Origin of the sequence: uncultured Roseobacter sp., from assembly GCF_947488185.1 — a bacterium.
In the GTDB taxonomy this organism is placed as follows: Bacteria; Pseudomonadota; Alphaproteobacteria; order Rhodobacterales; family Rhodobacteraceae; genus Roseobacter.
The window spans coordinates 22477-47145 of the sequence record NZ_CANKYM010000005.1; the positions used below are offsets into that span (position 1 = coordinate 22477).

Sequence of the window (24669 nt, forward strand, 5' to 3'; positions counted from 1 at the left end):
GGGTAAAGGCGGGGCTGTCGTTATCCGGACACGGGATCGATTGATAGTAAGATGCTTATGAACGTGAGGGCTGACACGATGCTCTGTGTCGCGTCAGTCTTCAACCGACCGCCAAGACGCAGCGTCAGGCTGCGTTTCCAAAGGCAGGCAATGTCATCGGGTACAGCCCGTTCTATTTTGCGATCAGAAGATCACAGGGCGGATTGCGGATCAGTCCCGCCGTGAACCCACCCAGGATGTATCTGCCGGCGCTGGAGCGCGTATGTCCGCCAATCGCCAGCAGATCGTAGCCGCCGTCTTTCATGATAGTCTCCAACGCATCGGCGGCGCTGGCCTCAACAAAGACCGGGTCGGGCAGCCCCTCGGGCAGCGGGTTCATGGCTTTCCACGTCTCGTACTCCTGCTCGGTTTCCTTGCGGAACGACACTTCATGCGCATTGAAAATCGTGAGGTCGGCCTGTGGGGCGAGCATCGGAATTTTCCGCAACGCTGTGGCGCAGACCTTGGATAGGGCGACGCCGCTTAGAACATGGCTGTAGTCGTGATCCGCCGGTCCGGCGACGAGAAGCACAGGTATGTCGCTCGACCTGATCAGATGCTCCATGGTCGTTTCCCGAATCTGGTCCAGAAACTTCCGTCGGCGATGAAGACCGACAACCAGTAGGTCAGCCTTGGTGCTCTCAGTCACCGCGCCGATGATCTCGATGGTATCGCCGACGTCAACTGTGACGGTGACCGTAATGTCCCGATCTTTCGCATCTGCCGCCACTTGTTCGGCCAGCAGCGTCCTGGCCCCCACCTGCACCTGGTTTGACAGGTTGGCGGGGATGGCGTCGTCTACCACATGCAGCACGGTCAGCTCGGCTTTCGTGTCAGCAGCCAGATTGACGGCGCGGCTCAACGCCTGTCGTGACCGGTCTGACAGGTCACTTGCAACAACAATGCTTTTCATGATCCCGACGCTCCCCCGTGCCCCTTTTTCGGCATGCCTTTCATCTAGGAACCTTCTGGCGCGGCACAAGATGCAGGCGCACTCTATCGGTTCGGTTTGGTCGCGGATTGCGGGCAGGGCGCACATCGGTCATCACATCGGACCGCCCGTGCGGCCTGTTTCCTTGTGAACATCGACCGTTCTAAACCCCAATGTCGGAAAACGTGAAACCGTGCAGGCCCAAAAGACCTTATGGCCCGACGGTTGTGGCGTGACTTTAAAGTTAGCTTCGTGCGCGTTTGCGCACGGGTTGCGGTTTCACGCGGGCTTCAATCTCGTCATAGAGTTTGCCGACGATGTCCTTGCCGGTCGCCGTTTCGATACCTTCGAAACCGGGGGAAGAGTTGACCTCCAGCACCTTGGGCCCGCTCTCTGAGCGCAGCAGGTCTACGCCCGCCTTGCCGAGGCCGAAGGCGCGCGCGGCGCGCACGGCGGTGTCGCGTTCTGCCTTGGTGATCCGCACCACCTTAGCCGACCCGCCCCGATGCAGATTGGAGCGGAAATCCCCCTCGGCCCCGGTGCGTTTCATTGCCGCCACGACCTTTCCCGCGATCACGAGGCAGCGGATGTCTTCGCCTGCAGCTTCCTTGACAAAATCCTGCACGAGGAAGTTCGCCTTGAGCCCGCGGAAAGCGTCAATGACGCTCTCAGCGGCTTTCTTGGTTTCCGCGAGCACCACACCCTTGCCTTGCGTCGATTCCAGCAGTTTCACGATCAGGGGCGCGGTCCCCACGAGCCCCATGAGGTTCGAGGTATCCTTGGGCGAGGCAGCGAAGGCGGTGGTGGGCATGCCGATCTTCTTCGACGCAAGGATTTGATGCGCATGTAGCTTGTCACGGCTGGCAGTGATGCCCGCCGAGCCGTTCACGCAATAGGTGCCAATGGTCTCGAACTGGCGGATGATCGCGGTGCCGTAGGAGGTGACGGATGCGCCGATGCGCGGGATTACCGCGTCGTAGCGGGGCAGGCGCTTGCCGTCATAGTGCACTTCAGGCGCCATTGCGTTGATCGCCATGTAGCAGCGGGTGGTGTTGATCACCTCGACCGTGTGGCCGCGTGCCTCACCCACCTCAACCAGACGGCGGGTGGAGTAATTGTCCTCGCGGCTCAGTACAGCGATGCGCAGGGCGCGTTTGGGCGCACGGCGTTTCAGCGCGGCGGTGTGGTAGTCATCATAGCTCAGCTCGGGCTGCAGGTGCTTTTCGGTGGGCGAGATCGAGATGTGATCGCTCAGCGCCTGACGGCCCAGCAACATGCGCGAGGACATGCTGGCGCGGTTGGTCAGGGTGATCTCAATGGGCCAGCTTTGATCCGCCACACTGAGAGTGGAGGCAATTACGAAGCGTTGCTCGGCCTCGCCATTCGAAGAGGTCACCTCACGCCGATCCACGAGCGGGGCGGAACAGGTGATGGCCATATCTGCGCGCCCCGCGATGGGGTGCACATTGAAACGCACCTTGGGGTGTTTGGCGGGACCGAAGACCTCGATGTCGTGGGCGTGCAGCGCCGAAGTGCGCGCGCCGGTGTCCACCTTGGCCTTGACCGCAGGCAAGCCAAGGTCGGGCAGCGACACCCATTCTTCCCAACCAAACGTGAGCTTTTCCATCAGACATCCCCCTTTTTCGTTGTCAGCCGGGGTAGCAGGTGACCAGGCTGATCTCAACCGGAGGGCTTTGGCAAAAAGAAATATGCCTCCGGCGGGGATATTTGCAGCCAAGAGAAGACAGGCTGGCGTCTTCTGGCCTCAAATATCCCGGGGTATGGGGCAGCGCCCCATGAAACCCTCAGTTGTCGTTAATGTCCTGATGTACGATTTTGGCGCCGGAGGACTGTTTGCGGAAGGCCATGCGCAGGCCGATCCACGCCACCAGCGACAGGCCGCCAAAGATTGCCAGCAGGGCCGGGGCGCTGAGACCGGGGGCTGCAAAAATGACCCCCACCATCGCCAGAGCGCCAATCGCAAAGCCGAGGAAGATGAACCCGGGGACCAGCACTTCAATCACCGCCAGCGCAAGGGCGGCGGCGGTCCAGACCCACCAGAGGTTCAGAAGCTCGCTCATGTGCCGCGGCCTTTGAGCATCTTGAAGGCGTCGCCGAAGGCCTCGATGGCCTGTGTCGGCACCACGATGGTCTGCTTGCCGTCGCCTGCGCCAAGCGCGTTGAGCGATTCCACCTGTTTCAGCGCGATCTGGTATTGCGCCGCTTCGAGCCCGTTTTCGTTGATGGCCTGGGCCACCACTTGGGTCGCATAGGCTTCGGCATCGGCGAGAATGCGACGGGCCTTGGCGGTCTGCTCGGAGGCATATAGCTCCGCATCGGCAGCCAGTTCCACGGCGCGTTTGGAGCCTTCGGCCTCGGTGACCTGTGCGCGACGGGCGCGCTCGGCGTTGAGCTGCTGCAGCATCGCATCGCGGGTGGCCTGGTCGAGGTTCACGTCGAGGATTTCGGCGCGGGTCACTTCAATGCCCCAATCGTCCACCGCGTCCTCGACCAGCGCCTTGATCGTGGTGATCAGCTGCGCGCGGTTGGCCTGCACATCATCCAGATCCATCTTGCCGATTTCCGCTCGCACGATTCCGGCGACGGTGGTTGCGATGGCCGCGTCCACATCGCGGATGCGGTAGACGGTGCGTTCGGGTTCGGTGATGCGGTAGAAGACCGAGGTTTCGACCTGCACCAGCACGTTGTCCTTGGTGATCGCGTCCTGGCTGGCGTTGGGCAGCTGCCGCTCGAGGATCGAGATTTCATGGGCCACGCGGTCGATGAAGGGCACGATCAGGTTGATCCCTGGTCCAAGCACCGCGCGCAGCCGACCAAAACGCTCGATCACGTATTTTTCCGACTGCGGCACGATCTTGACCGCCTTGACGATCAGAACGATGAAGAGCGCGGCCAGCAGCAGGAAGACCAGCGAGCTTTCGATCAGCGAGATGATCAGGGTTTCAATATCCAAGGCGGGCACTTTCTTTGATAATTTCCTTGTTGTCATAGGTGACGCGTCATGCGGCAGATTGCAAGTTCAGGCGTGGGGCGGTATCGCGCTGAGCAGGCGAAAAAGGATGATGCGATGCAGCGGTTCAGCTTTGCAAAAGAGGGCAGCGACGGGAAGGCGCGGGTTGGTGTCATCTCCACCCCGCGGGGCGAGATCCGCACGCCGGCCTTCATGCCGGTGGGCACTGCGGCGACGGTCAAGGCGATGATGCCAGCATCGGTGCGCGAAACCGGCGCGGATATCCTGCTGGGCAATACCTATCACCTGATGCTGCGCCCGACGGCGGAACGGATCGACCGCCTGGGCGGGTTGCACAAGTTCATGAACTGGGAACGACCGATCCTGACTGATTCCGGGGGCTTTCAGGTGATGAGCCTGGCCGCGCTGCGCAAGCTCACCGAGCGCGGCGTGACCTTCAAGAGCCACATCGACGGGTCCAAACACGAGATCACGCCGGAGCGCTCGATGGAGATCCAGCGGCTGCTGGGCTCGGACATCGTGATGTGTTTCGATGAATGTCCGGCGCTGCCGGCGGAGCGTGGCGTGATCGCAGAGTCGATGCGGCTCTCAATGCGGTGGGCGCAGCGCTCGCGAGAAGCTTTCGGAGATCGCCCGGGCCATGCGCTCTTTGGCATCCAGCAGGGCGGGCTGGAAGAGGACTTCCGGGCCGAAAGTGCGGCAGCGCTGACCGAGATCGGGTTTGACGGCTATGCCGTCGGGGGGCTGGCCGTCGGGGAAGGGCAGGAGGCGATGTTTGGCTGCCTGGATTTTGCCGCAGACCAGCTGCCCGAGGACAAGCCGCGGTACCTGATGGGGGTCGGCAAGCCCGATGATATCGTAGGCGCCGTGAAACGTGGCATCGACATGATGGATTGCGTGTTGCCGAGCCGGTCGGGGCGCACCGGGCAGGTGTTCACCCGGCGCGGGGTGGTCAACATCAAGAACGCGCGGCACGCCGATGACCCACGCCCGTTGGACGAAGCGTGCCGCTGTCCGGCCTGCGCCAACTACTCCCGCGCCTATCTGCACCATGTTTTTCGCAGTCAGGAGATCATCTCCTCCATGCTGCTGACATGGCATAATCTGACGTACTATCAGGATCTTATGCAGGAAATGCGTGACGCCATAGCCGAGACGCGTTTCGCACAGTGGGAGGCCGCCTTTCACGCTGGCCGGGCCGAGGGCGACATCGAGCCACTTTAGAGCGGCATTTTCCGTTTGTTTTAACAGTCCGGCGCGCGCGGCTTAACGCAAGCTTAACCGGTGGCTGGCTAGATGAGAACCGTAGCGTAACGGAGTTCTCCAGATGTCGTCGAAGCCCAAGAATGCCAATTCTGAAAATCAAGCGACGCTGGAACGCACCCTGCATCTCATTCTGTCCAAGATCGCGCCTGTGCGCGTGGCCGCTCTGCAAGTGCTGATCCATCATATGGAGACCGAAGCCGAGGGTGAGCAGAATGTGACGGCGGAGGAATTCACAGACGCGGTGCAGAAAATCCAGGGAGGGCTTGCTGCGGCCCATGGCCTGGAAACCGATTACCTGGCCCCGCATGACGTAACCCTGCCAGAGGATCTTTCCAAGCAGCTATCCGCGATGACGGAAGCGCTGGATGAGTTGGACAGGATCATCAGCCGGTGCAGCGTTTCGGAGGGTGAAGTGCGCGGGTTTCGGCCAGTTGGCAACATGTACGACCTGTGCTGCACGCGCGTCGCAAAAGGTGTCAGTGCCTTCAGTGCTGATCTGGGCAATTTCTTTCTGGAGCTTAACGACAAGGGCCGCGCGGATGTCACGGATCATACCAGTTCCATCGCCATGGAAATTGGCAAGATCGGGCGCGTGATCAACATGGTGGCCACCAATGCGTCGATTGAGGCCGCGCGGGTCGGAGACCTTGGCAAGGGGTTTACCGTGATTGCGGATGAAGTGAAGACGCTCTCCGCCCGTGTCTCGTCTTTGTCTGTTTCGCTGACGGACCGTGAAAAGCTGAATTAGGGGCTTTTGGGCCTGCAGCTGGCGTGATTTGAAGGCTTGTGATTCCCGGCTTCTCTGGCCATGCTGGAGTAAGCTTAACAGGCGGTAAGGTTGATTTCGGGTGGGCTGCGCCCCACTTTAGTCGTCCGAACCCGGAGATGGTCGAGTGTTGCTGCGAATGCGGGGCCGGAACTATCTTGCCAAGAATAAGGAAAGAGCATGCAAGAGCCTCTCAACGCCTCCTATCCGGTATTGCCGCTGCGCGATATCGTGGTTTTCCCCCATATGATTGTTCCGCTTTTTGTCGGGCGCGACAAGTCGGTACGCGCGCTGGAGGAGGTGATGGCGGACGACAAGCAGATTTTGCTGTCCAGCCAGATCGACCCAGGTGTCGACGATCCTGAAAGTGACGGTATCTACAAGGCCGGTGTGCTTGCCAATGTGCTGCAACTGCTGAAACTGCCCGATGGCACCGTGAAGGTGCTGGTCGAAGGGCAGGCGCGGGTGCGCATCGTGGAATACCTTGAAAACGATAGCTTTTTCGAGGCGCGCGCGGAGTATCTGACCGAGATGCCCGGCGATCTCGCCACAACCGAGGCGCTGTTGCGTACCGTATCGGACGAGTTCGAGCGCTATGCCAAGGTCAAGAAGAATGTGCCCGAAGAGGCGCTGTCTGCTGTGGGCGAATCCACCGAGCCTGCGCGCCTGGCGGACCTTGTGGCGGGGCATCTGGGCATCGAAGTGCACCAGAAACAGGATCTTCTTGAAACGCTGAGCGTGAGCGAGCGGCTGGAGAAGGTTTACGGCCTGATGCAAGGTGAAATGTCGGTGCTGCAGGTCGAGAAAAAGATCAAAACTCGCGTGAAATCCCAGATGGAGCGCACCCAGCGCGAGTACTACTTGAACGAACAGATGAAGGCGATCCAGCAGGAGCTGGGCGATGGCGAGGACGGCAAAAACGAAGTTGCCGAGCTGGAAGCCAAGATTGCGGACACCAAGTTGAGCAAGGAAGCGCGTGAAAAGGCCGATGCGGAAATCAAAAAGCTCAAGAACATGAGCCCGATGTCCGCCGAAGCCACGGTCGTTCGCAATTACCTCGACTGGATGCTCTCGATCCCGTGGGGTGTGAAATCTCGTGTGAAAAAGGACCTCGGCCGCGCCCAGAAGGTGTTGGACGACGACCACTATGGCCTTGAGAAGGTCAAGGAGCGGATTGTCGAGTATCTCGCGGTGCAGCAACGCTCATCCAAGCTGAAAGGCCCGATCATGTGCCTTGTCGGCCCGCCGGGTGTGGGTAAAACCAGCCTCGGCAAATCCGTGGCAAAGGCGACGGGGCGTGAATTCATCCGCATCTCGCTCGGCGGCGTACGCGATGAGAGTGAGATCCGGGGTCACCGGCGCACCTACATCGGCTCCATGCCTGGCAAGATCATTCAGGCGCTGAAAAAGGCGAAGACGACGAACCCGCTGATCCTGCTCGACGAGATCGACAAGATGGGTCAGGACTTCCGGGGAGACCCGGCGAGCGCCATGCTGGAAGTGCTTGATCCGGAACAGAATTCCACCTTCGTGGATCACTACCTGGAGGTGGAATATGACCTCTCGAATGTGATGTTCCTGACCACATCGAACAGCTACAACATGCCCGGGCCGCTGCTCGATCGGATGGAGATCATTCCGCTGGCCGGCTACACCGAGGATGAAAAGCGCGAGATCGCGAAACAGCATCTGGTGCCCAAGCAGATCAAGAACCACGGCCTGAAAGCTAAGGAATTCGATTTGCAGGAATCGGCGATCACCGAGATGATCCGCACCTATACCCGCGAGGCGGGCGTGCGGAACCTGGAGCGTGAAATTGCCAAGGTTGCGCGCAAATCGCTGACCAAGATCATCAAGAAGGAAGCCGAGGCGGTGACCGTCACGGATGAAAATATCGATGATTTCCTGGGCGTAAAAAAGTTCCGCTACGGTCTGGCCGAGAAGGAAGATCAGATCGGCGTTGTGACAGGGTTGGCCTATACTTCCGTGGGCGGGGAGCTTCTGAGCATCGAGGCCTTGCGCCTGCCGGGCAAAGGGCGGATGAAGACCACCGGCAAGCTGGGCGATGTGATGAAGGAATCCATTGATGCCGCGTCGTCCTACGTTCGGTCGATCAGCCCGCGCATCGGTGTCAAACCACCGCAATTCGACAAGATCGACATCCACGTGCACGTACCGGACGGCGCGACGCCCAAGGACGGACCCAGCGCGGGTCTGGCGATGGTGACATCCATCGTTTCGGTGCTGACACAAATCCCGGTACGCAAGGATATCGCGATGACGGGCGAGGTTTCACTGCGTGGGAACGCTATGCCTATTGGTGGATTGAAAGAGAAACTGCTCGCAGCCCTGCGTGGAGGCGTCACAACGGTGCTGATCCCGGAGGAAAATGCCAAGGACTTGCCGGAAATCCCCGACAACGTAAAGGCGGGACTGGACATCATCCCAGTCTCCCATGTGTCTGAAGTGCTGAAACATGCATTGGTCCGGCAGCCCGAAGCGATCGAATGGGACCAGGCCGCTGAGGACGCGGCAGCCGCTGCTGCCTTGGCCGGGTCATCTGAGGCCAGTGACGCTGCAACCGCACACTAAGGCGCAGCCCAACTTTACAAGTGGAAACCGCGGCCCCAAAGGCAGCGGTTTCTTGCTTTGCGGGCATCGCGTTATGCTGGTGTCGCGCGGGCGGTAGTAGCAAGGGGCGGCGAACTGGATTTTTTTCCCGCTTCGCTCTAGACTGTTTCCAATCGCGAAACAGCGTCCAGGCGCTACCGCATGACAAAAGGCCGCAGAAGCGGTTGGAGAGGCGACATGAGCACATCGAAAACCACACCCCGCAAAACCGGTACGCGCGCAAAACCTGTGGCGCAGAAATCCGCGGCAAAATCCGCTGCCCCCGCCAGGAAAGCGTCAGAGAAGACAGCGGCGTCCCAAAACGCAGCAAAGGCAGCTGATTTCCCAGATGCCCTGCGCAAGAAAGAGTTGGTGGAAAAAGTGGTCGCGCGGACGGGCGTGAAGAAGCGCGACGCCAAGCCGGTTGTCGAAGCCTTGCTGGCCGAGCTTGGCGAGACGCTTGCGGAAGGTCGCAGTCTGGTTTTGCCACCCTTGGGACGTGTACGCATCAATCGCGAAAAGAAGCTGAGCAATGGACGGGTCATCGTTGCAAAAATTCGCCAGACCAATCCCCCCCTGAAAGCAACGCTCGAACCTTCAAGCGATGGTGCCAAGGATTGAAAGTTACCGCCGACCTCTTGCATGCGAGATCGCATTTCGGTAGGCCGGTTGCCACGGGTGATTAGCTCAGTGGTAGAGCGCTTCGTTCACATCGAAGATGTCAGGAGTTCAAATCTCTTATCACCCACCATTTCCCTTTCTTGGCACTCGACTGCACGATCCCGGGTGATATGACCTGTCGGGCTGCGGGGGCCGGAGCGCGCCGAGGAGCTGACCGCTTTGATTCCACCTCTCTACATCCTGCGCCACGGACAGACCGAGTGGAACGCGCAACATCGCATACAGGGCAGCCTTGATTCTCCCTTGTCTGAACTTGGACGGGCACAGGCGGCAGCTCAGGGTCGCATTTTGCAGACGCGTGATTTGACGGACTTCCGCGCCTTGTGCAGCCCACAAGGCCGCTGCTTTCAAACCGCGGCCATCGCCCTTGAGGGTTTGTTTGGGCGTATTGATACCGATCCAAGGCTGACGGAAATTGGCGTTGGCGACTGGGAAGGTTTGCGCCGTGATGAGTTGATCATTGACCGCGCTATAGACGAAAGCGAGGAGAGTGCGCTGGACCTCTATGAGCGTGCGCCCGGCGGGGAAGGCTTCTCCGCTCTGCACGACCGCTGCCGGTCGTTTCTGGGTGACCTGAGCGAGCCCGCTGTGCTTGTGACCCACGGGATCACATCGCGCATGTTGCGGCTGATCGTATTGGACAAGGACGTAAGCGAAATTGGTATGCTGCCCGGCGGACAGGGCGTGATTTACTACCTAGAAAACGGACAAATGCAGCAACTGACGATAGGGGCTTGAAGCGGACAGAGACTTTGGCTAAACCGCCCAAATCGGGTCGTTAGCTCAGTTGGTAGAGCGCTTCGTTTACACCGAAGATGTCGGGAGTTCGAGCCTCTCACGACCCACCACTTTGCACACCGCACCCTCATAGGTAGTGAAAATCAAGAATTCCGGCGCAATGGTGCCGATACAGGGCCGTGCAGAGGCTGGCACAAACTGTGCCTTGCCAAGGTTGCCGCTCTGTGATTCACCGGATGATGGGGGGCCAGAATGGCGATGAGAGAATGAGAAAGGGGCACGCAAATGTGCGTGAGGAAGGCAAGTGGTGTGCGGATGTATGCCATGGCAGATCAATCGGTGACTGAGACCGCAGACAGGCTGATGTGTTTGCTGAACGAACTGCCTGTATCTGAGCGGTCCGGCTGTGCACTTGGTCTGGCGTCCCGGCTCATTGAATTTGCCGCCTTCGAGATGGCGGGTACCTATTCCGCAGACGATGTGGCCGATCTGATCAATTGCGCGGCGCGCGTCGATCATGCGTCATCAGATGTCCAAACCGCCATGCCTGACACGATTCCTCAGACGTTCCGACGGATGCAGTAGGTATAAAGGCAGTTTTTGCATACCAATTGGTTTAAAAACCTGAGTTGCAAACTACCTTGGGTTGACAGCAGGCTGCTCGATAAGAGACAGTGATGTCCAGACGTTGTTGCAGGAAAAATGACAGGGGTGCGCCGAGGAGCTGTGCGTGAAATCCCGGACTGATGGATCGGCCTATATTTTGATCTTTCGGGTCATTTGAGAGAGGTGAACGTTCGACGCGATGTTGTGGCAGTAACGCGTCGGAAACAACTGAAAGCGGACACGACATGACCGTGCCCACGGATGACATTCCTTCAGAGGTTGTGGACCTGTCGACGGCTTTCGCCGCGCTAGATGGCTTGCCAAATCAAGAGCGCGTTCGCATCGCAATGCAAATCGCCGCGCAGTTCCTTGAATATGCAGCATTCGAAATGGCGCTGGAGCAGAGCGCGGGGGATGTGTCTGAAATAATCCATATGGCTGCCCGGCTCGATCAGGCCGCACGGCGGATTGACGAGAATACCCTACCGACGCGATCTGGTCACGATCTGCGCAAGATTTGACTGATCGGTAATTGTCTCTCCCGCGCACGGGGCTATTCTTCCAATGAAACTTGCTGAAAGGAGGGCGCGCGATGAGTTGGAACCCGGCGTTGGATCCCGATTGCCCGATCGGGGATGCGGTGGATGCGATCGAGACGGTGATCGTGCCGCGCGCGCGGGATCTGGGCGGGTTTGAAGTCCGGCGCGCTTTGCCAGCCCCCAAGCGGCAGATGGTGGGCCCCTTCATTTTCTTTGATCAGATGGGCCCGGCGGAATTTGTGACCGGCAAGGGGATCGACGTGCGCCCGCACCCGCACATCGGTCTGGCGACGGTCACCTATCTCTACAAGGGCAAGATCCATCACCGGGACAGTCTTGGCACGGATCAATGGATCGAACCGGGGGCCGTAAACTGGATGGTTGCGGGCCATGGGATCACCCATTCCGAGCGGACTGACGGAGAGATTCGCGAGCGTCCGCATGATCTTTTTGGCATTCAGACCTGGGTGGCCCTGCCGGAAGAGGCGGAAGACAACGCGGCGGCGTTCGAACACGCGCCCAAGGCCAGTCTGCCGGTGTTGGAGGGGGAGGGCAAGACGGTCCGCCTGATCCTCGGCACGGCCTATGGTGAGGAAGCGCCGGTACAGGTCTATTCAGAGACGTTTTACGCGGATGCGCTGCTCGAGCCCGGCGCGCGCATTCCCTTGCCGGATGACCACGAGGACCGTGGCGTTTACGTGATCTCGGGTGAGATTACCGTGGCCGGAGACCGCTTTGAGGCGGGCCGGATGATGGTGTTTCGGCCCGGTGACAAGATCTCCCTGCAGGCCGGAGAGGCCGGGGCGCGGTTGATGTTATTGGGTGGGGCCACCTTGAACGGCCCGCGCCACATCTGGTGGAATTTCGTGGCATCATCAAAGGATCGCATTGATGCGGCCAAGGAAGCCTGGCGCGCCGGAGACTGGGCGCATGGCCGGTTTCAACTGCCGCCGGGCGACGACAGCGAATTCATCCCCTTGCCCGATAAATAGGGGGCTGCGGGGGCTCCATGATTCTCACCCGCGCGCAGCAGTTGGCGCTCGCCCCTGTGCTGGCAGTTCAGGCTGTGCAGGTGATCCGTCGCACGCCGCGTCTGCCCGAAGCATCGGGACCGCGTGCGGGCCAAGAGGGGCAGGGGCCGCGTTTGCGTGTGCTGATCCTGGGCGATTCTTCCGCCGCCGGTGTCGGTGCCCCGACGCAGCGCGCGGCTTTGAGCGGTCAGCTTGTGCAGGCCCTTGGGTCGCGGGCTACTGTGACGTGGCAATTGGTGGCGCGCACCGGCATCACCACGGCCTCGGTCCCGGCGCTGTTGTCCTCTGTCGGCGAGGGGTCGTTTGACATTGCCCTTACCGCGCTGGGGGTCAACGACGTCACCCGGCTGACACATCCCTCGCGCTGGACGCGCCAGACTCAGGCACTGCACCATACGCTGCGCAGCCGCTATGCGGTGCGCCGGATATACGCCACGACCGTGCCACCCCTCGACCAGTTTCCCGCCCTGCCGCGTCCTCTGAGTACCGTGCTCGGGCGCCATGCCCAAAAGCTATCGGAGGCCCTGGAGGGGGTGGCTCAGGCCGCTCCGGATGTGCGATTGCTGCACCCCGATTGGGGGGCAGACACGACAGGCATGGCCTCCGATGGGTTCCACCCCGGCCCCGAGATTTACCGCCATTGGGGGCATTTTGCTGCGCAGTTCATTCATGAAGACCTGCAATCCCATCCTCTCTGATGGGCCGAATTCGGTCGTCCGATATCGAATGCAACGCTGCGGGTAAAAAAATATGCGTCGGCGCAAGTATCTCGCTTGACGTGCCTCATGCCGCCGCCTAAGACGTCCCAACGCGCGGGCAACGCCTCGTGTGTGCAGTGGGCGGTTGTAGCTCAGTTGGTTAGAGTACCGGCCTGTCACGCCGGGGGTCGCGGGTTCGAGCCCCGTCAACCGCGCCACCGCTGCTTGAAAAGGGACCCTCGGGTCCCTTTTTGCCTTCTTGGGTTCGCTACCGCCAATCCGCAATCACATCAAACCCTTCGGCGGAAGGCGGTGCTGCGAGATGCTCCTGAAACTGCGACCAGAGCGCCTGTACCGCACCAGCGTTGGCGTCTGAAATCTCCCGGCTCTCCACCAGCGAAATCACGCAACCCTCCCCGGTATCGTTCATCGTGTTGATGAACTGGTGCATGCCCGGCAGAGCCATGATTTGCGGCTTCATGGTGTCCAGCATGGCAATGGCCGCCTCCACGGACTCCGGCTTCATCCTGTAATGTGTTACGCGTGCAAACATTCTATCCCCTCCCAAGGTCTCGCCTTTGTGGCGTTCCCGCAGGCTAGCATTTCGAATTGACGTAGGGGAAGATTTTCTGTTGTCGGGGGATCTGAGAGTCCGCTCTCTGTCCTATTGACGGGCCGGTAGACATGGCCTATTCCGCAGCGCATCGCGCGGTTGTAGCTCAGTTGGTTAGAGTACCGGCCTGTCACGCCGGGGGTCGCGGGTTCGAGCCCCGTCAACCGCGCCACTTTCTCAGATATCCGTCAGAAACCGCATCAGGGCATCCGCTGTTTCCCGCGGTGACTGATCCACAAAGAAATGTCCGCCGGGGATTGCTTTGGCCTGCATGTTGCTCAGCCGGTCTTGCCAGGTGGCGGGGACATCATAGGCTTTCGCCATTGCACCTTGTCCGCCGAAAAGCACGAGGGCGGGGCAGGTGACCTGCTTCCGCAGATCCTGTGCATCCAGCTCGAAATCATACCCAAGCGCGGCCCGGTAGTCGGCACACATGCCCCGGATCGCCTCCGGGTCCCGCCATGCGGTTCGATAGGCCGCCAGTGCCTCGGGCTCGAAATCCGACAGTTTCGCAGCCCCCCAGCCCAGCAGGCAGCTCTCGAAGTAGCTGTCAGGATCATGCCCGATCATGGTTTCCGGAAAGGGATGGGGTTGAGCGAGGAAAAACCAATGATAATAGGCCTTTGCCACCTGTTGCGTGAGCTTGTCGAGCAGCAGATGCGTCGGTACGATATCCATGACCGTCAGGCTGCGGACCCGGTCCGGGGCGTCCAGCGTCAACCGGTGCGAAACGCGCCCGCCACGATCATGGCCGACAAGGTGAAAACTGTCGAAGCCCAAGTGTTCCATCAGCGCGATCTGATCCTGTGCCATGTGCCGAAAGCTGTAGTTTTCCGTGCCCCGCGGCTTGCTGCTGTGGCCATAACCGCGCAGGTCCGGGCTGATCACAGTGAACTGCGCGGCCAGCATGTCCGCCACCGGGCGCCACATCACATGGGTTTGCGGAAAGCCGTGCAGAAGCAGAACGGGCGGCCCGCTGCCCTGGATTGCGTAGCAGATGTCCTGCCCATTCACCTGCGCAAAGCAGGGGGTCTCTACCCCAGTCATCATACCATCCCTCTCCAGCATGCGGTAGGGTGGGCTTCAGGCCACCTTGCGGACCGGATCACTGTGCCAGTGCCGCCAGGATCCGCGCCCAGCTGCGGATGCCCTTGTGAAAGCTTTCCACGTCGTACTTCTCATTGGGCGAATGCAGCGCGTCATCATCCTTGCCAAAGCCGATCAGCATCGGCGTGGTCCCGAGGATTTTCTGGAAATGCCCCGCAATCGGGATCGACCCGCCACAGCCGACATAGGCCGCAGGCACCTGCCATTCCTCGGTGAGCGCCTTGCGCGCCGCCTCAAAGCTCGGATCGTCGGTTTCCGTCATCGAGGCCTTGCCGACCCCATGGTCGTTGAAGCTGACTTCACAATCCTCGGGCAGCATATCGTGCACCATGGCGCGGAAGCTTTCGCGGATCACCAGCGGATCCTGATCCCCGACCAGCCGGAAACTGATCTTGGCATGGGCTTTCGAGGGCAGGACGGTCTTGAACCCATCCCCGGTGTAGCCGCCCCAGATGCCGTTCACTTCGCAGGTCGGCCGCGACCAGATCATCTCGAGCGGCGTGCGATCCTGTTCACCTGCAGGTTTGGACAGGCCGACATCTCCCAGAAACGCTGCGTGATCAAAGGCCAGCCTCTGCCACTGCGCCTCAATCTCGTCAGGCAGCTCCGGCACACCATCATAAAACCCCGGCACGGTGATCCGCCCTTCATCGTCGTGCAGGGCGGCGATGATCCGGGACAGCACCCGCACCGGGTTGATCGCCACGCCCCCATACATGCCCGAATGCAGGTCGATGTCCGGGCCGGTGATGGTGATCTCCTCACCCAGCAGACCACGTAGCATCGTGACGATGGCGGGGGTTTTGCTCTCGAAAAGTCCAGTGTCACAGATCAGTGCGATGTCGGATTTTAACTCCTCCGCGTTCTCCTGCATGAAAGGCACGAGGGAGGGGGAGCCGCTCTCTTCCTCACCCTCCAGAAAGAACGTCAGTTTACAGGGCAGGCTGCCATGCTCTGCCTTCCATGCGCGGCAGGCTTCGATGAAGGTCATCAGTTGGCCCTTGTCATCGGACGTCCCACGCCCGCGAATGACCTTGCCCTTGGCGGTGTCCTCAATCTGCGGATCAAAGGGGTCATTGTCCCAAAGCTCAATGGGATCAACTGGTTGCACATCATAATGTCCGTAAAACAACAGATGCGGGCCGGGACCGTCAAGATGGCCCACAACCATCGGATGGCCGGGGGTTGCGCGCTTCTCGGTCTTGATCCCGAGGCTGTTCAGATCGGCAACCAACCAGTCCGCGGCCTTGTCGCAATCGGTCTTGTAGGCGGGATCGGTGGAAATAGAGGGGATCCGCAACAGCTCCTTGAGGCGCTCCATCGCGGCGGGCAGATCGGAATCGATACGGGATAGGACGGGGTCGAGTGACATCAGAGGGCTCCTTTGCTTCACGGCAAACCGTATCAGCGCGCCGGGCGGTGTCCAGCGGTCACCGGGCAGAATTCGTAACCACCCGCACGCAGATGTGACAAAGTCTTCACTTGATGCATGTCAAGGCTGCGACATGGTGTGCACCTTAAGATGATTGAACCTTAAGCAAGGGAACTATATTGCTTTAGTTAGAAAGATTCCAAAGGCACGGACGGCCCGGGATCGTACGAAGGAGACACCGGGTGAGCTACAACGACAAGCTGGATCAGGCCATTGCGCGTCTGCACGAAGAGGGACGCTACAGGACCTTCATCGATATCGAACGCCACAACGGCCATTTCCCACACGCCACGCGCACCCGGCCCGATGGCACAACCCAGCCTGTGACCGTTTGGTGCGGGAACGACTATCTCGGCATGGGGCAGCATCCGGTCGTGCTCGACGCGATGCATGAGGCGCTCGATGCCACGGGCGCGGGCTCTGGTGGCACGCGCAATATCTCCGGCACAACGGTCTATCACAAGCGGCTGGAGGCAGAACTGGCCGACCTTCACGGCAAGGAAGCGGCCCTGCTGTTTACTTCTGCCTACATCGCCAACGACGCGACGCTCTCGACATTGCCGAAACTTTTTCCAGGCCTGATCATTTATTCCGACGCTTTGAACCACGCCTCGATGATCGAAGGTGTGCGCCGGAATGGCGGCGCGAAACGTATCTTCCGCCACAATGATGTCGCACATTTGCGCGAATTGCTCGAAGCGGATGACCCGGCGGCGCCTAAGATCATCGCTTTTGAATCGATTTATTCAATGGATGGCGATTTCGGCCCGATCAAGGAAATCTGCGATCTTGCTGATGAATTCGGGGCGCTGACCTATATCGATGAGGTGCACGCGGTTGGCATGTACGGCGCGCGCGGTGCCGGTGTGGCAGAGCGGGACCGTCTGATGCATCGCCTCGACATCATCAACGGTACGTTGGCCAAAGCATTTGGCGTGATGGGCGGATACATTGCCGCGTCCGAGAAAATGTGTGATGCAATAAGGTCTTACGCGCCGGGGTTCATCTTTACGACCTCGCTGCCACCGGCCATTGCTGCGGGGGCTGCGGCCTCGGTTGCCTTCCTGAAACGTGCGCCGGAGTTGCGTGAACAACACCAGACCCAGGCCCGCATTCTCAAGCTGCGTCTGAAGGGATTGGGATTGCCAATCATCGACTACGGCAGCCACATCGTCCCGGTGATCGTGGGCAATCCCGTGCATACGAAACTGCTCAGCGACATGCTGCTGGACGACCACGGGATCTACGTTCAACCCATCAATTTCCCGACCGTGCCCCGAGGCACGGAACGTCTTCGCTTCACACCATCGCCTGTGCACGGGCCGGATGAGATGGACGCTCTGGTTCACGCAATGGACGGACTTTGGTCACATTGTGCGCTAAATCGTGCCGAAGATGTAGGTTAACACTACCCTGGATGAAATTGGAGTTGTCTTGTGTTAACCTAACATAAACAAGAGGTCAGGTACGAATCGTGGGGACGATTCTAAGTCTGACTGAGGCGTTAGGCAGGCACGGGAAGACGGGGCAGGACGTAGTATGATTGGGCGCAAGCACTCAGAGAGTGTTGAGGAGAAAGTCGAACGCAAGGCGTTCGATGATTTCGATCTGCGACTCGGTGACGTGATGCGTGGCGAACGTGCCACGATGGGCAAATCCCTTCTTGATGTACAGCGTGAGTTGCGGATCAAAGCAGCCTACATTGCAGCAATTGAAAACTGCGACCCTGATGCCTTTGATACGCCAGGCTTTATCGCGGGTTATGTGCGCTCCTATGCCCGTTATCTTGGGATGAACCCGGACGAGGCGTTTGAGACCTTCTGTGAGGAAAGTGGCTTTTCCGTCGCGCACGGTATGTCCTCAAGGGCATCCGTGATCAAGAAATCCAACCGTGATGATGCGATCAACCGACCGATGGACGGCGATATCTTTAACCGTCCAGGGACACCTTTTGTCCCCACGCGGGATGGCTTCTTTTCTGGTATTGAACCAAGCGCAATTGGCTCGTCTCTGGTGCTGCTTGCGCTGATCGGCGCGATCGGCTTTGGCGGCTACTCTGTACTCCAAGAGGTGCAGCGTGTTCAGGTGGCGCCGGTTGAGCAGACGCCGATTGTCCTTTCCGATCTCGATCCCTTGGACGGCGTTCTGGCAGCCGCGCCGGACACGACGGGTGCGATACCGACGCCGGGGGGTACGGATCAACCGCGTGCTGATGCTGAAGCCTTAGATCGCCTTTATCGCCCGCAGGCATTGGATGTACCGGTGCTCGTGGCGCGGGATGCACCCATTTCAACCATTGATCCACGTTCCATTGGTAATTTCGCCAGCGTTGAAAATGATGTGGTGCCTGAGACTCAGAGCTTTGCAGGTGCTATCGATGCTGTTGTATCCGCCGCTTTGATCGAGCCAACGCCGGTACCGCAGGTTGTCCAGGCGCCTGGTCCCGCGCTCCGAATGGTTGCCGTGCGCCCATCGTGGGTACGTGTGAGCGCAGCGGATGGTACAGTTATCTTCGAGACAATTATGGAGCCGGGCGATACGTGGGATGCGCCGGCTTCGGAAATTCCCCCGACCCTGCGCACGGGTGAGAGCGGTGCGATCTATTTTGCGCTCAGTGGCGAATACTACGGCCCAGTTGGCGAGACGGGAACAGTAACTTCCAAATTGCCGCTAGAGGTGGACGCGTTGAAAGCGCGCTACACCGTGGCAGACCTAGCCGCGGATGAAGCGCTGGCCACAACGGTTGTTGAGTTGCAGACGCCTTTAGTCCCGGCGACGGACTAACACCCAAAGCTTTCGAAAACCTGCCATTGCGGGCTTCGCCCCGACTGTCTATTTTACCTGCCAAGAGCTCTTGGCAAAGGACAGGCTGATGTCGTTGAACCATGTGCGCCCTTGGCGCAACATCTACCGTCGTACATCACGTCAGATCATGGTGGGCAATGTGCCGGTCGGGGGCGACGCGCCCATCACCGTCCAGACCATGACAAATACGCTTACCACGGATGTGAAAGCGACAATTGCACAGGTGCAGACCGCCGCTGATGCTGGCGCGGACATCGTGCGTATCTCGGTTCCGGATGAGGCATCCTCAAAGGCGCTGCGAGAGATTGTGCCGGAAGTTTCCGTGCCGATCGTGGCCGATATTCATTTTCACTACAAACGCGGCATTGAGGCCGCGGAAGCCGGAGCGGCCTGCCTGCGGATCAACCCGGGAAATATCGGCGATGAAAAACGCGTCAAGGAGGTGATTAAGGCCGCCCGTGACCACAATTGCTCCATCCGGATTGGCGTCAACGCGGGCAGCCTGGAAAAGCATCTGCTTGACAAATACGGCGAACCCTGTCCGGATGCGATGGTGGAATCCGGGCTTGATCACATCAAGATCCTGCAGGACAACGACTTCCACGAATTCAAAATCTCCTGCAAGGCCTCCGATGTCTTCATGGCCGCAGCCGCGTATCAGCAGCTGGCCGAGGCGACAGATGCACCAATCCACCTGGGGATCACCGAAGCGGGCGGGCTGACGTCGGGTACGATCAAATCTGCAATTGGTCTGGGAAATCTGCTCTGGATGGGGATCGGTGACACCATCCGCGTCAGCCTCTCTGCCGATCCCGTGGAAGAGGTCAAGGTGGGGTATGAAATCCTGAAATCACTGGGGCTGCGCCATCGTGGCGTGAACATCATCAGTTGTCCCAGCTGCGCGCGCCAGGGATTTGACGTCATTAAGACCGTGGAGAAACTGGAAAAACGGCTGGAACACATCAAGACGCCGATGAGCCTGAGTATCATCGGCTGTGTCGTCAACGGTCCGGGTGAGGCCCTGATGACCGATGTCGGATTTACCGGCGGCGGCGCGGGCTCCGGCATGGTCTATCTGGCGGGCAAGCAAAGCCACAAGCTCAATAACGACGAGATGATCGACCACATCGTGGAGCAGGTAGAGGCAAAGGCTGCCGCGCTCGACGCGGAGGCGGCAATCCCGAGCGCTGCTGAGTGAATTCAGCCCCTTAGAGGCGAGCGGTTACGTGGCGGTTCATAGGTCGCGTTTCTCTTCCACGATGGCGCGCATCTGATCATACGGCAGAAAGCCCCGCAGCATCTCGTCATGCATGACGAACGTCGGCGTGCCGGTGATGCGCAATTCTTGCGCCAGGGCACGGGTCTGGGCGATCTCATCCGTGACGGAATCGTCATCCATGCGCGCCTCAATGGCGTCGGCATCAAGCCCGTAGGTCTCTGACAGGCGACGCAACGCTGGCAATGTAATGTCACCATTGAACACCATCAACGCGTCATGCAGGGATCTGTAAGCCTCATCACCGTCAAGCTGTTTCGCGGCGATCACAAAGCGTGACGCCAGCAGGGACTGCTCCCCCAGGATCGGAAATTCCTTCACGATGAAACGGATGTTTCCGTCTGACTCCAAGAGTTTTTCCACCTCACCATAGGCGCGTTTGCAAAACCCACAGCGGTAATCCATGAACTCCACCAGCGTAATATCCCCCTCAGGATTCCCGCCGACATAGGAAAAACCGTCGTTGAAAATCGCATCAGCGTGGTCCGACACCAGCGTCAAATCCGCCTGCGCCTGTGCTTCGGCCTGCCGATTTTCCAGCGCCTGCACCGCTTCCATGATCACTTCGGGGTTTTCCATCAAATAGGCGCGCACTTCAGCACGAAAGAGCGCGCGCTCCTCGGCATCCATTGTTTTGAGGTCGAGCGCTGTCGCAGGAAGCGCCCAGGCGGCCAGTACGGCGGGTAGGATCAGGCGGTTGAGCATTGGGTTATCTCCGTTGTTTTTCGGCGCGTTCGGATGCACTCAACACATCCTGGGCGCGTTGCCAAGGGCCAGTGCCCGCCGACAGCAGGCCCACGGCGCGTTTGGCATGAATGCCGGCGTCTTCCATTCTGCCAGACAGGGCATAGCGTTCTGCGGTGACAAGGGACGCCATGCCGGTCTGCCCGGATTTCGCATAGGCCACGGACAGGTCGCGCAGCATGGAGCCGTCGCGAAAATCGATGGTGCGTGCCTTCTCCAGAAACTGGCGTGCGCGCTTGACGTCGCCGGTGGCAAGCAAGGCTCCCCCATAGCCGGACAGGATCAGCGCGTCGTTGGGCGCAAGTTGTGCCGCACGCCCGTAGGCCGCAACGGCGGCTTGAAAGTTCCGCGTCTCCAGAAGGATCTGCCCACGTTGGTCGTGCAGGAAGGGGTCGTTCGGGCGCTGTGCGATGGCTTTGTCGATGGCGCTCAAAGCCTGTTTTGTGCGGGATTGCCGGTGTTCCGCAATGGCCTCGCGCAGCAGGCGGACGTCAGTGTAGGGGCTGTCATTCAGCCTGCGCAATGTCCATTTCGGCGAGCGCGTATAGGCGCTGAGCTTGCCCTTCACCCGCTCGAACCAATAGGCCGCGTCGGGGTTTTCAGCTCCCTGCCGCCCATAGGCTGCGACAAAACCCTCGACTGCGCGAAAACGATCCCGCGACAGGGGGTGGCTGCGCAGGTAAGGATCCTGACGGGTTTCAGCGAGCACTTCCTGACCACGAAACAAATCCAGCACGTCCGCCATGCCCTGCGGATCGACGCCACTGGACTTCATGAACCGGATGCCGGACTGATCGGCGGAGGCCTCTTCGGCACGGGTATGTTTAAAGAACCGAGCCCGCGCCGAGCTTTGTGTGCCCAGGGCGATGCCCCCTGCGGCGTCGCCAGCACCCGCCGCCGCCGCAACCGCTGCCAGCGCAAGGCCAAAGCCTGCGGCAGTGCGGGCGCTGGCCATGTTGGTCATGCGCCGGGTAATATGACCATTGACAATATGGGCGGCCTCATGGGCCAGCACGGCCTGCAACATGGGGGCGGATTGCATCCGGTTGATTAGCCCGTAGTTCACAAAAATCGCGTCATTGCTCACGACAAAGGCGTTGAGCGAATTGTCGTTCACCACCAACACCTTGACACGTGAGGGGCTGAGGCCTGCCGCGCCCAAAATCGGGGCAGCCAGCTGCTTGAGCCCGTATTCCAGATCGGCATCCCGCAGGAGGCCCTGGGCCTGCAACGGCGCCACCAGAAGCCAGACCAGCAGCGCCGGGATTGACGTCAGTCGGAAGACAAGGTGAAAGACCATGAGGAAAAGATTGGAGTGATTTCATGCGGAGTTCAAGGCGGTCCTTGGTCGATCCCTTCATTGTGATGGATGTGATGGAGGCGGCGCGCCGTCTGGAGGATGCCGGTCGTCACATCATTCACATGGAGGTCGGTCAGCCCGGCACCGGTGCGCCCACGGTTGCGGCAGAAGCGTTGAGCCGGGCGATGGCGGCGGGCCCGCTTGGCTATACCGTCGCCCTAGGGCTGCCCGCGTTGCGCGCGCGCATTGCCCGTATGTATGGCGATTGGTACGACGTCGATCTTGATCCGAACCGGGTGGTGATCACGCCCGGCTCCTCTGGTGGATTTCTGCTGAGTTTCACGGCGCTTTTCGACACCGGAGACCGGGTGGGGATCGGCGCCCCGGGGTATCCCAGCTACCGGCAGATCCTGCGGGCGCTGGATTTGACGCCGGTCGACCTGCCCACGGCGCTGGGAAACCGCTATCAGCCGGTACCTCAGGATTTCGCAGGCATGGATCTGGCCGGGCTGATGGTGGCATCACCGGCGAACCCTACCGGGACGATGCTTGATAAGCCCGCCATGCGCGCCCTGATTGAGGCGGCGCAAGCGCAGGAGGCCTCGTTCATCTCGGATGAGATTTATCACGGCATCGAATACGACGCCAAGGCCGTTACCGCTCTGCAGATCACCGACGATGCCTATGTGATCAATTCGTTTTCCAAGTATTTTTCGATGACCGGCTGGCGCGTAGGCTGGATGGTTGTTCCCGATGATCACGTGCGCATCGTCGAGCGCATTGCCCAGAACATGTTCATCTGCGCCCCGCATGCCAGCCAGATCGCAGCCCTTGCCGCAATGGACGCCGAGGATGAGTTGCAAGCGAACATGGCCGTCTACCGTGCAAACCGCGATTTGATGCTGTCGGGGTTGCCGGAGGCCGGGTTCACCAAGATCGCCCCACCGGATGGCGCGTTTTACGTCTATGCCGACGTGTCTGACCTCACGCAGGACAGCCGTGCCTTTGCCGCCGAAATCCTGGAGCAAGCGGGGGTGTCGGTCACGCCGGGTCTCGATTTCGACCCCGAACGGGGGCATACGACGTTGCGGTTTTCCTACGCCCGCAGCACAGCCGACATCGTCGAGGGTCTGGGCAGGCTCAAGGATTTCATGCAGCGCCGCTGATCGGGGATTCCCCCAGTGCCGCAGCTTTGCTAGGGTGGGCACAACAACAACCGGCAGAGCAGTAGATGATCCGGCAGATATCCCTTTGGGCGGTCCTCGCGACGCTGTGCGTCGGTTCGGCCCCGGCGCAAGAGCTCAGTGCCATCGCGCGCGTCGATCCGGACAAGAGCCGGATCGAGACGGGGTGGTTTGGCCGATCCGAAATCACATTGCACCTCAGCCAAGGGGTGCCCTTCCGGGTGTTCACCCTGGATGGGCCGCCTCGGCTGGTGATCGACTTTCGCGAAGTGGATTGGTCCGGCGTGCGCGCCACTGATCTGCTGCCCACGGACAGTGCTCTCACGGATGTACGGTTCGGCAACTTTCAACCCGGATGGTCGCGGCTTGTCGCGGGCATGACTGAGCCAATGGTGCCCGATGAGATCGGCATGACTGTCGATCAAAGCTCCGGTCAGGCGGTACTGCGGGTCGATCTGACACCGGCGTCGGACACTGAATTTGCGGCCCAGTCAGGGGCCCCGAAAAACGCCCTCTGGCCGGAACCCGCTGCCCAACCCGTGGTGGCACCTCTGATCGATGACCGCTTTGTGGTGGCAATTGATCCCGGACATGGCGGGGTCGATCCCGGCGCGGAACGGGAAGATATCAACGAAAAAGAGCTGATGCTGCAGATTGCGCAGGAGCTGCGCGAGGCCTTGTTGCGCGCAGGTGACGTCGATGTGGTTCTGACGCGGGAAGAGGATGTCTTTGTCTCGCTGGAGGGGCGCGTGGCGATTGCGCATCGCGCCGGGGCGGATGTGTTTTTGTCCCTGCACGCGGATGCGCTGAGCCAGGGCGGCGCGCAGGGGGCAACGGTCTATGTCCTGTCGGACGAGGCCAGCGACACCGCCACCGCGCATCTGGCCGCCCGTCACAACCGCGCCGATATTATTGCGGGCACCGATCTGACGGGGTCCGACGATCAGGTGGCCAGCGTGCTGCTGGATCTTGCCCGGCAGGAGACCGAACCCCGCTCCAATGCGCTGGCGCAGGCGCTGGTGAACGGCATGACCGAGGCCGGGGGGCCGATGAACCGCCGACCCCTGCGCAGAGCCGGGTTTTCGGTGCTGAAATCCGCCGACATCCCATCGGTTCTGGTCGAGGTCGGTTTTCTGTCCAGCAAGCGTGATCTGGACAACCTGCGTGACCCGGTTTGGCGCGCGGGGATCGTGGGTGGTATGGTGCAATCGATCCTGACGTGGCGTGACGCGGATGCGGCGAAACGCCCTTTGGTCCGGCAATAGGGCGCAAAGCCGGAAAACCGGCGTAATCCGGCTGCTCTGCCACCGG

23 protein-coding genes and 4 tRNA genes are annotated in these 24669 nt (G+C 60.2%); 18 read left to right on the plus strand and 9 right to left on the minus strand.

Translation table 11 applies throughout. The features are described from left to right. Nucleotides 1-172: 172 nt before the first annotated feature. The 4 genes from Q1A52_RS18200 to Q1A52_RS18215 form a co-directional block, all read right to left on the minus strand. The gene (locus Q1A52_RS18200; protein WP_300018675.1) at nt 173-952 is read right to left on the minus strand and encodes a universal stress protein; all 780 of its coding nucleotides are present in this window, start codon (nt 950-952) and stop codon (nt 173-175) included. Between the two features lie 262 nt (nt 953-1214). Then, a complete protein-coding gene (gene rimK / locus Q1A52_RS18205) occupies nt 1215-2597 on the minus strand; it encodes a 30S ribosomal protein S6--L-glutamate ligase (protein ID WP_299783516.1) in 1383 nt (460 codons plus the stop codon). Nucleotides 2598-2775: 178 nt separating this feature from the next. Continuing rightward, the gene (locus tag Q1A52_RS18210; protein WP_300018679.1) at nt 2776-3051 is read right to left on the minus strand and encodes a hypothetical protein; all 276 of its coding nucleotides are present in this window, start codon (nt 3049-3051) and stop codon (nt 2776-2778) included. Continuing rightward, nucleotides 3048-3944: an SPFH domain-containing protein gene (locus Q1A52_RS18215; protein WP_300018682.1), complete on the minus strand. Its 897-nt coding sequence runs from the start codon at nt 3942-3944 to the stop codon at nt 3048-3050. The genes Q1A52_RS18210 and Q1A52_RS18215 overlap by 4 nt, the downstream gene beginning before the upstream one ends. A 114-nt stretch (nt 3945-4058) precedes the next feature. Here Q1A52_RS18215 and tgt point away from each other — a divergent pair, with 114 nt between their 5' ends. The 12 genes from tgt (at nt 4059) to Q1A52_RS18275 (ending at nt 13115) form a co-directional block, all read left to right on the plus strand. Next, nucleotides 4059-5186, plus strand: a complete 1128-nt coding sequence (gene tgt / locus Q1A52_RS18220; protein WP_300019512.1) for a tRNA guanosine(34) transglycosylase Tgt — start codon at nt 4059-4061, stop codon at nt 5184-5186. A gap of 103 nt (nt 5187-5289) precedes the next feature. Continuing rightward, nucleotides 5290-5976 carry a methyl-accepting chemotaxis protein gene (locus Q1A52_RS18225; RefSeq protein WP_300018685.1) on the plus strand — a complete coding sequence of 229 codons (687 nt, stop codon included), beginning with the start codon at nt 5290-5292 and terminating at the stop codon, nt 5974-5976. 198 nt (nt 5977-6174) lie between these two features. After that, complete coding sequence (lon, locus tag Q1A52_RS18230; RefSeq protein WP_300018688.1) at nt 6175-8586, plus strand: endopeptidase La; 2412 nt, start codon at nt 6175-6177, stop codon at nt 8584-8586. A 216-nt stretch (nt 8587-8802) separates the two neighbouring features. After that, nucleotides 8803-9225 carry an HU family DNA-binding protein gene (locus Q1A52_RS18235; RefSeq protein ID WP_300018691.1) on the plus strand — a complete coding sequence of 141 codons (423 nt, stop codon included), beginning with the start codon at nt 8803-8805 and terminating at the stop codon, nt 9223-9225. Between the two features lie 55 nt (nt 9226-9280). Beyond that, nucleotides 9281-9355, plus strand: a tRNA-Val gene (locus tag Q1A52_RS18240). 89 nt (nt 9356-9444) lie between these two features. Beyond that, complete coding sequence (locus tag Q1A52_RS18245) at nt 9445-10023, plus strand: histidine phosphatase family protein (RefSeq protein ID WP_299783510.1); 579 nt, start codon at nt 9445-9447, stop codon at nt 10021-10023. 34 nt (nt 10024-10057) lie between these two features. Next, nucleotides 10058-10133, plus strand: a tRNA-Val gene (locus tag Q1A52_RS18250). A 214-nt stretch (nt 10134-10347) separates the two neighbouring features. Next, entirely contained in the window at nt 10348-10608 is a 261-nt protein-coding gene (locus Q1A52_RS18255) for a hypothetical protein (protein ID WP_299783509.1), read from the plus strand. Between the two features lie 266 nt (nt 10609-10874). Then, complete coding sequence (locus Q1A52_RS18260) at nt 10875-11150, plus strand: hypothetical protein (protein WP_299783508.1); 276 nt, start codon at nt 10875-10877, stop codon at nt 11148-11150. A gap of 71 nt (nt 11151-11221) precedes the next feature. Next, nucleotides 11222-12160 carry a pirin family protein gene (locus Q1A52_RS18265; protein WP_300018694.1) on the plus strand — a complete coding sequence of 313 codons (939 nt, stop codon included), beginning with the start codon at nt 11222-11224 and terminating at the stop codon, nt 12158-12160. 17 nt (nt 12161-12177) lie between these two features. Next, nucleotides 12178-12897: an SGNH/GDSL hydrolase family protein gene (locus Q1A52_RS18270; protein ID WP_300018697.1), complete on the plus strand. Its 720-nt coding sequence runs from the start codon at nt 12178-12180 to the stop codon at nt 12895-12897. Between the two features lie 141 nt (nt 12898-13038). Beyond that, nucleotides 13039-13115 (plus strand) — tRNA-Asp (locus Q1A52_RS18275). A gap of 50 nt (nt 13116-13165) precedes the next feature. On the opposite strand, the gene Q1A52_RS18280 is transcribed toward Q1A52_RS18275, so the two are convergent. Then, nucleotides 13166-13450 (minus strand): hypothetical protein, encoded by a 285-nt coding sequence (locus tag Q1A52_RS18280; protein ID WP_300018700.1) that lies wholly within the window; start codon nt 13448-13450, stop codon nt 13166-13168. Between the two features lie 155 nt (nt 13451-13605). On the opposite strand from Q1A52_RS18280, the gene Q1A52_RS18285 reads away from it, so the two are divergent. Further along, nucleotides 13606-13682, plus strand: a tRNA-Asp gene (locus Q1A52_RS18285). Nucleotides 13683-13687: 5 nt separating this feature from the next. Here the strand turns inward: Q1A52_RS18285 and Q1A52_RS18290 are convergent. Together Q1A52_RS18290 and Q1A52_RS18295 are read right to left on the minus strand one after the other, a co-directional pair. Beyond that, nucleotides 13688-14560: an alpha/beta fold hydrolase gene (locus Q1A52_RS18290; RefSeq protein WP_300018703.1), complete on the minus strand. Its 873-nt coding sequence runs from the start codon at nt 14558-14560 to the stop codon at nt 13688-13690. 55 nt (nt 14561-14615) lie between these two features. After that, the gene (locus tag Q1A52_RS18295; protein ID WP_300018706.1) at nt 14616-15989 is read right to left on the minus strand and encodes a M20/M25/M40 family metallo-hydrolase; all 1374 of its coding nucleotides are present in this window, start codon (nt 15987-15989) and stop codon (nt 14616-14618) included. A gap of 242 nt (nt 15990-16231) precedes the next feature. On the opposite strand from Q1A52_RS18295, the gene hemA reads away from it, so the two are divergent. The 3 genes from hemA to ispG all read left to right on the plus strand — a co-directional run bounded on the left by hemA (nt 16232) and on the right by ispG (nt 20052). Next, the gene (gene hemA / locus Q1A52_RS18300) at nt 16232-17455 is read left to right on the plus strand and encodes a 5-aminolevulinate synthase (RefSeq protein ID WP_300018709.1); all 1224 of its coding nucleotides are present in this window, start codon (nt 16232-16234) and stop codon (nt 17453-17455) included. Between the two features lie 133 nt (nt 17456-17588). Then, the gene (locus Q1A52_RS18305) at nt 17589-18833 is read left to right on the plus strand and encodes a helix-turn-helix domain-containing protein (RefSeq protein WP_300018712.1); all 1245 of its coding nucleotides are present in this window, start codon (nt 17589-17591) and stop codon (nt 18831-18833) included. Between the two features lie 88 nt (nt 18834-18921). Further along, nucleotides 18922-20052: a flavodoxin-dependent (E)-4-hydroxy-3-methylbut-2-enyl-diphosphate synthase gene (gene ispG, locus Q1A52_RS18310; protein WP_300018715.1), complete on the plus strand. Its 1131-nt coding sequence runs from the start codon at nt 18922-18924 to the stop codon at nt 20050-20052. Between the two features lie 36 nt (nt 20053-20088). On the opposite strand, the gene Q1A52_RS18315 is transcribed toward ispG, so the two are convergent. Both Q1A52_RS18315 and Q1A52_RS18320 read right to left on the minus strand, forming a co-directional pair. Then, on the minus strand, nt 20089-20835 hold the full coding sequence (locus Q1A52_RS18315) for a DsbA family protein (protein WP_300018718.1): 747 nt from the start codon (nt 20833-20835) through the stop codon (nt 20089-20091). A gap of 4 nt (nt 20836-20839) precedes the next feature. Continuing rightward, the gene (locus tag Q1A52_RS18320) at nt 20840-22174 is read right to left on the minus strand and encodes a M48 family metalloprotease (RefSeq protein ID WP_299783498.1); all 1335 of its coding nucleotides are present in this window, start codon (nt 22172-22174) and stop codon (nt 20840-20842) included. Between the two features lie 23 nt (nt 22175-22197). On the opposite strand from Q1A52_RS18320, the gene Q1A52_RS18325 reads away from it, so the two are divergent. After that, nucleotides 22198-23340 (plus strand): aminotransferase class I/II-fold pyridoxal phosphate-dependent enzyme, encoded by a 1143-nt coding sequence (locus Q1A52_RS18325; RefSeq protein WP_300018721.1) that lies wholly within the window; start codon nt 22198-22200, stop codon nt 23338-23340. A 65-nt stretch (nt 23341-23405) separates the two neighbouring features. Further along, nucleotides 23406-24623, plus strand: a complete 1218-nt coding sequence (locus Q1A52_RS18330) for an N-acetylmuramoyl-L-alanine amidase (RefSeq protein WP_300018724.1) — start codon at nt 23406-23408, stop codon at nt 24621-24623. Nucleotides 24624-24669 lie beyond the last annotated feature (46 nt).

Coding starts and splice junctions, on each gene's coding strand:
- Q1A52_RS18290 (WP_300018703.1), bottom strand. CDS start 14,560: ATGATGACTGGGGTAGAGACCCCCTGCTTTGCGCAGGTGAATGGGCAG.
- lon (WP_300018688.1), top strand. CDS start 6,175: ATGCAAGAGCCTCTCAACGCCTCCTATCCGGTATTGCCGCTGCGCGAT.
- Q1A52_RS18260 (WP_299783508.1), top strand. CDS start 10,875: ATGACCGTGCCCACGGATGACATTCCTTCAGAGGTTGTGGACCTGTCG.
- Q1A52_RS18225 (WP_300018685.1), top strand. CDS start 5,290: ATGTCGTCGAAGCCCAAGAATGCCAATTCTGAAAATCAAGCGACGCTG.
- Q1A52_RS18330 (WP_300018724.1), top strand. CDS start 23,406: ATGATCCGGCAGATATCCCTTTGGGCGGTCCTCGCGACGCTGTGCGTC.
- Q1A52_RS18315 (WP_300018718.1), bottom strand. CDS start 20,835: ATGCTCAACCGCCTGATCCTACCCGCCGTACTGGCCGCCTGGGCGCTT.
- Q1A52_RS18265 (WP_300018694.1), top strand. CDS start 11,222: ATGAGTTGGAACCCGGCGTTGGATCCCGATTGCCCGATCGGGGATGCG.
- Q1A52_RS18305 (WP_300018712.1), top strand. CDS start 17,589: ATGATTGGGCGCAAGCACTCAGAGAGTGTTGAGGAGAAAGTCGAACGC.
- Q1A52_RS18210 (WP_300018679.1), bottom strand. CDS start 3,051: ATGAGCGAGCTTCTGAACCTCTGGTGGGTCTGGACCGCCGCCGCCCTT.
- Q1A52_RS18270 (WP_300018697.1), top strand. CDS start 12,178: ATGATTCTCACCCGCGCGCAGCAGTTGGCGCTCGCCCCTGTGCTGGCA.
- Q1A52_RS18235 (WP_300018691.1), top strand. CDS start 8,803: ATGAGCACATCGAAAACCACACCCCGCAAAACCGGTACGCGCGCAAAA.
- Q1A52_RS18295 (WP_300018706.1), bottom strand. CDS start 15,989: ATGTCACTCGACCCCGTCCTATCCCGTATCGATTCCGATCTGCCCGCC.
- Q1A52_RS18320 (WP_299783498.1), bottom strand. CDS start 22,174: ATGGTCTTTCACCTTGTCTTCCGACTGACGTCAATCCCGGCGCTGCTG.
- Q1A52_RS18280 (WP_300018700.1), bottom strand. CDS start 13,450: ATGTTTGCACGCGTAACACATTACAGGATGAAGCCGGAGTCCGTGGAG.
- Q1A52_RS18200 (WP_300018675.1), bottom strand. CDS start 952: ATGAAAAGCATTGTTGTTGCAAGTGACCTGTCAGACCGGTCACGACAG.
- rimK (WP_299783516.1), bottom strand. CDS start 2,597: ATGGAAAAGCTCACGTTTGGTTGGGAAGAATGGGTGTCGCTGCCCGAC.
- Q1A52_RS18255 (WP_299783509.1), top strand. CDS start 10,348: ATGGCAGATCAATCGGTGACTGAGACCGCAGACAGGCTGATGTGTTTG.
- Q1A52_RS18325 (WP_300018721.1), top strand. CDS start 22,198: ATGCGGAGTTCAAGGCGGTCCTTGGTCGATCCCTTCATTGTGATGGAT.
- tgt (WP_300019512.1), top strand. CDS start 4,059: ATGCAGCGGTTCAGCTTTGCAAAAGAGGGCAGCGACGGGAAGGCGCGG.
- ispG (WP_300018715.1), top strand. CDS start 18,922: ATGTCGTTGAACCATGTGCGCCCTTGGCGCAACATCTACCGTCGTACA.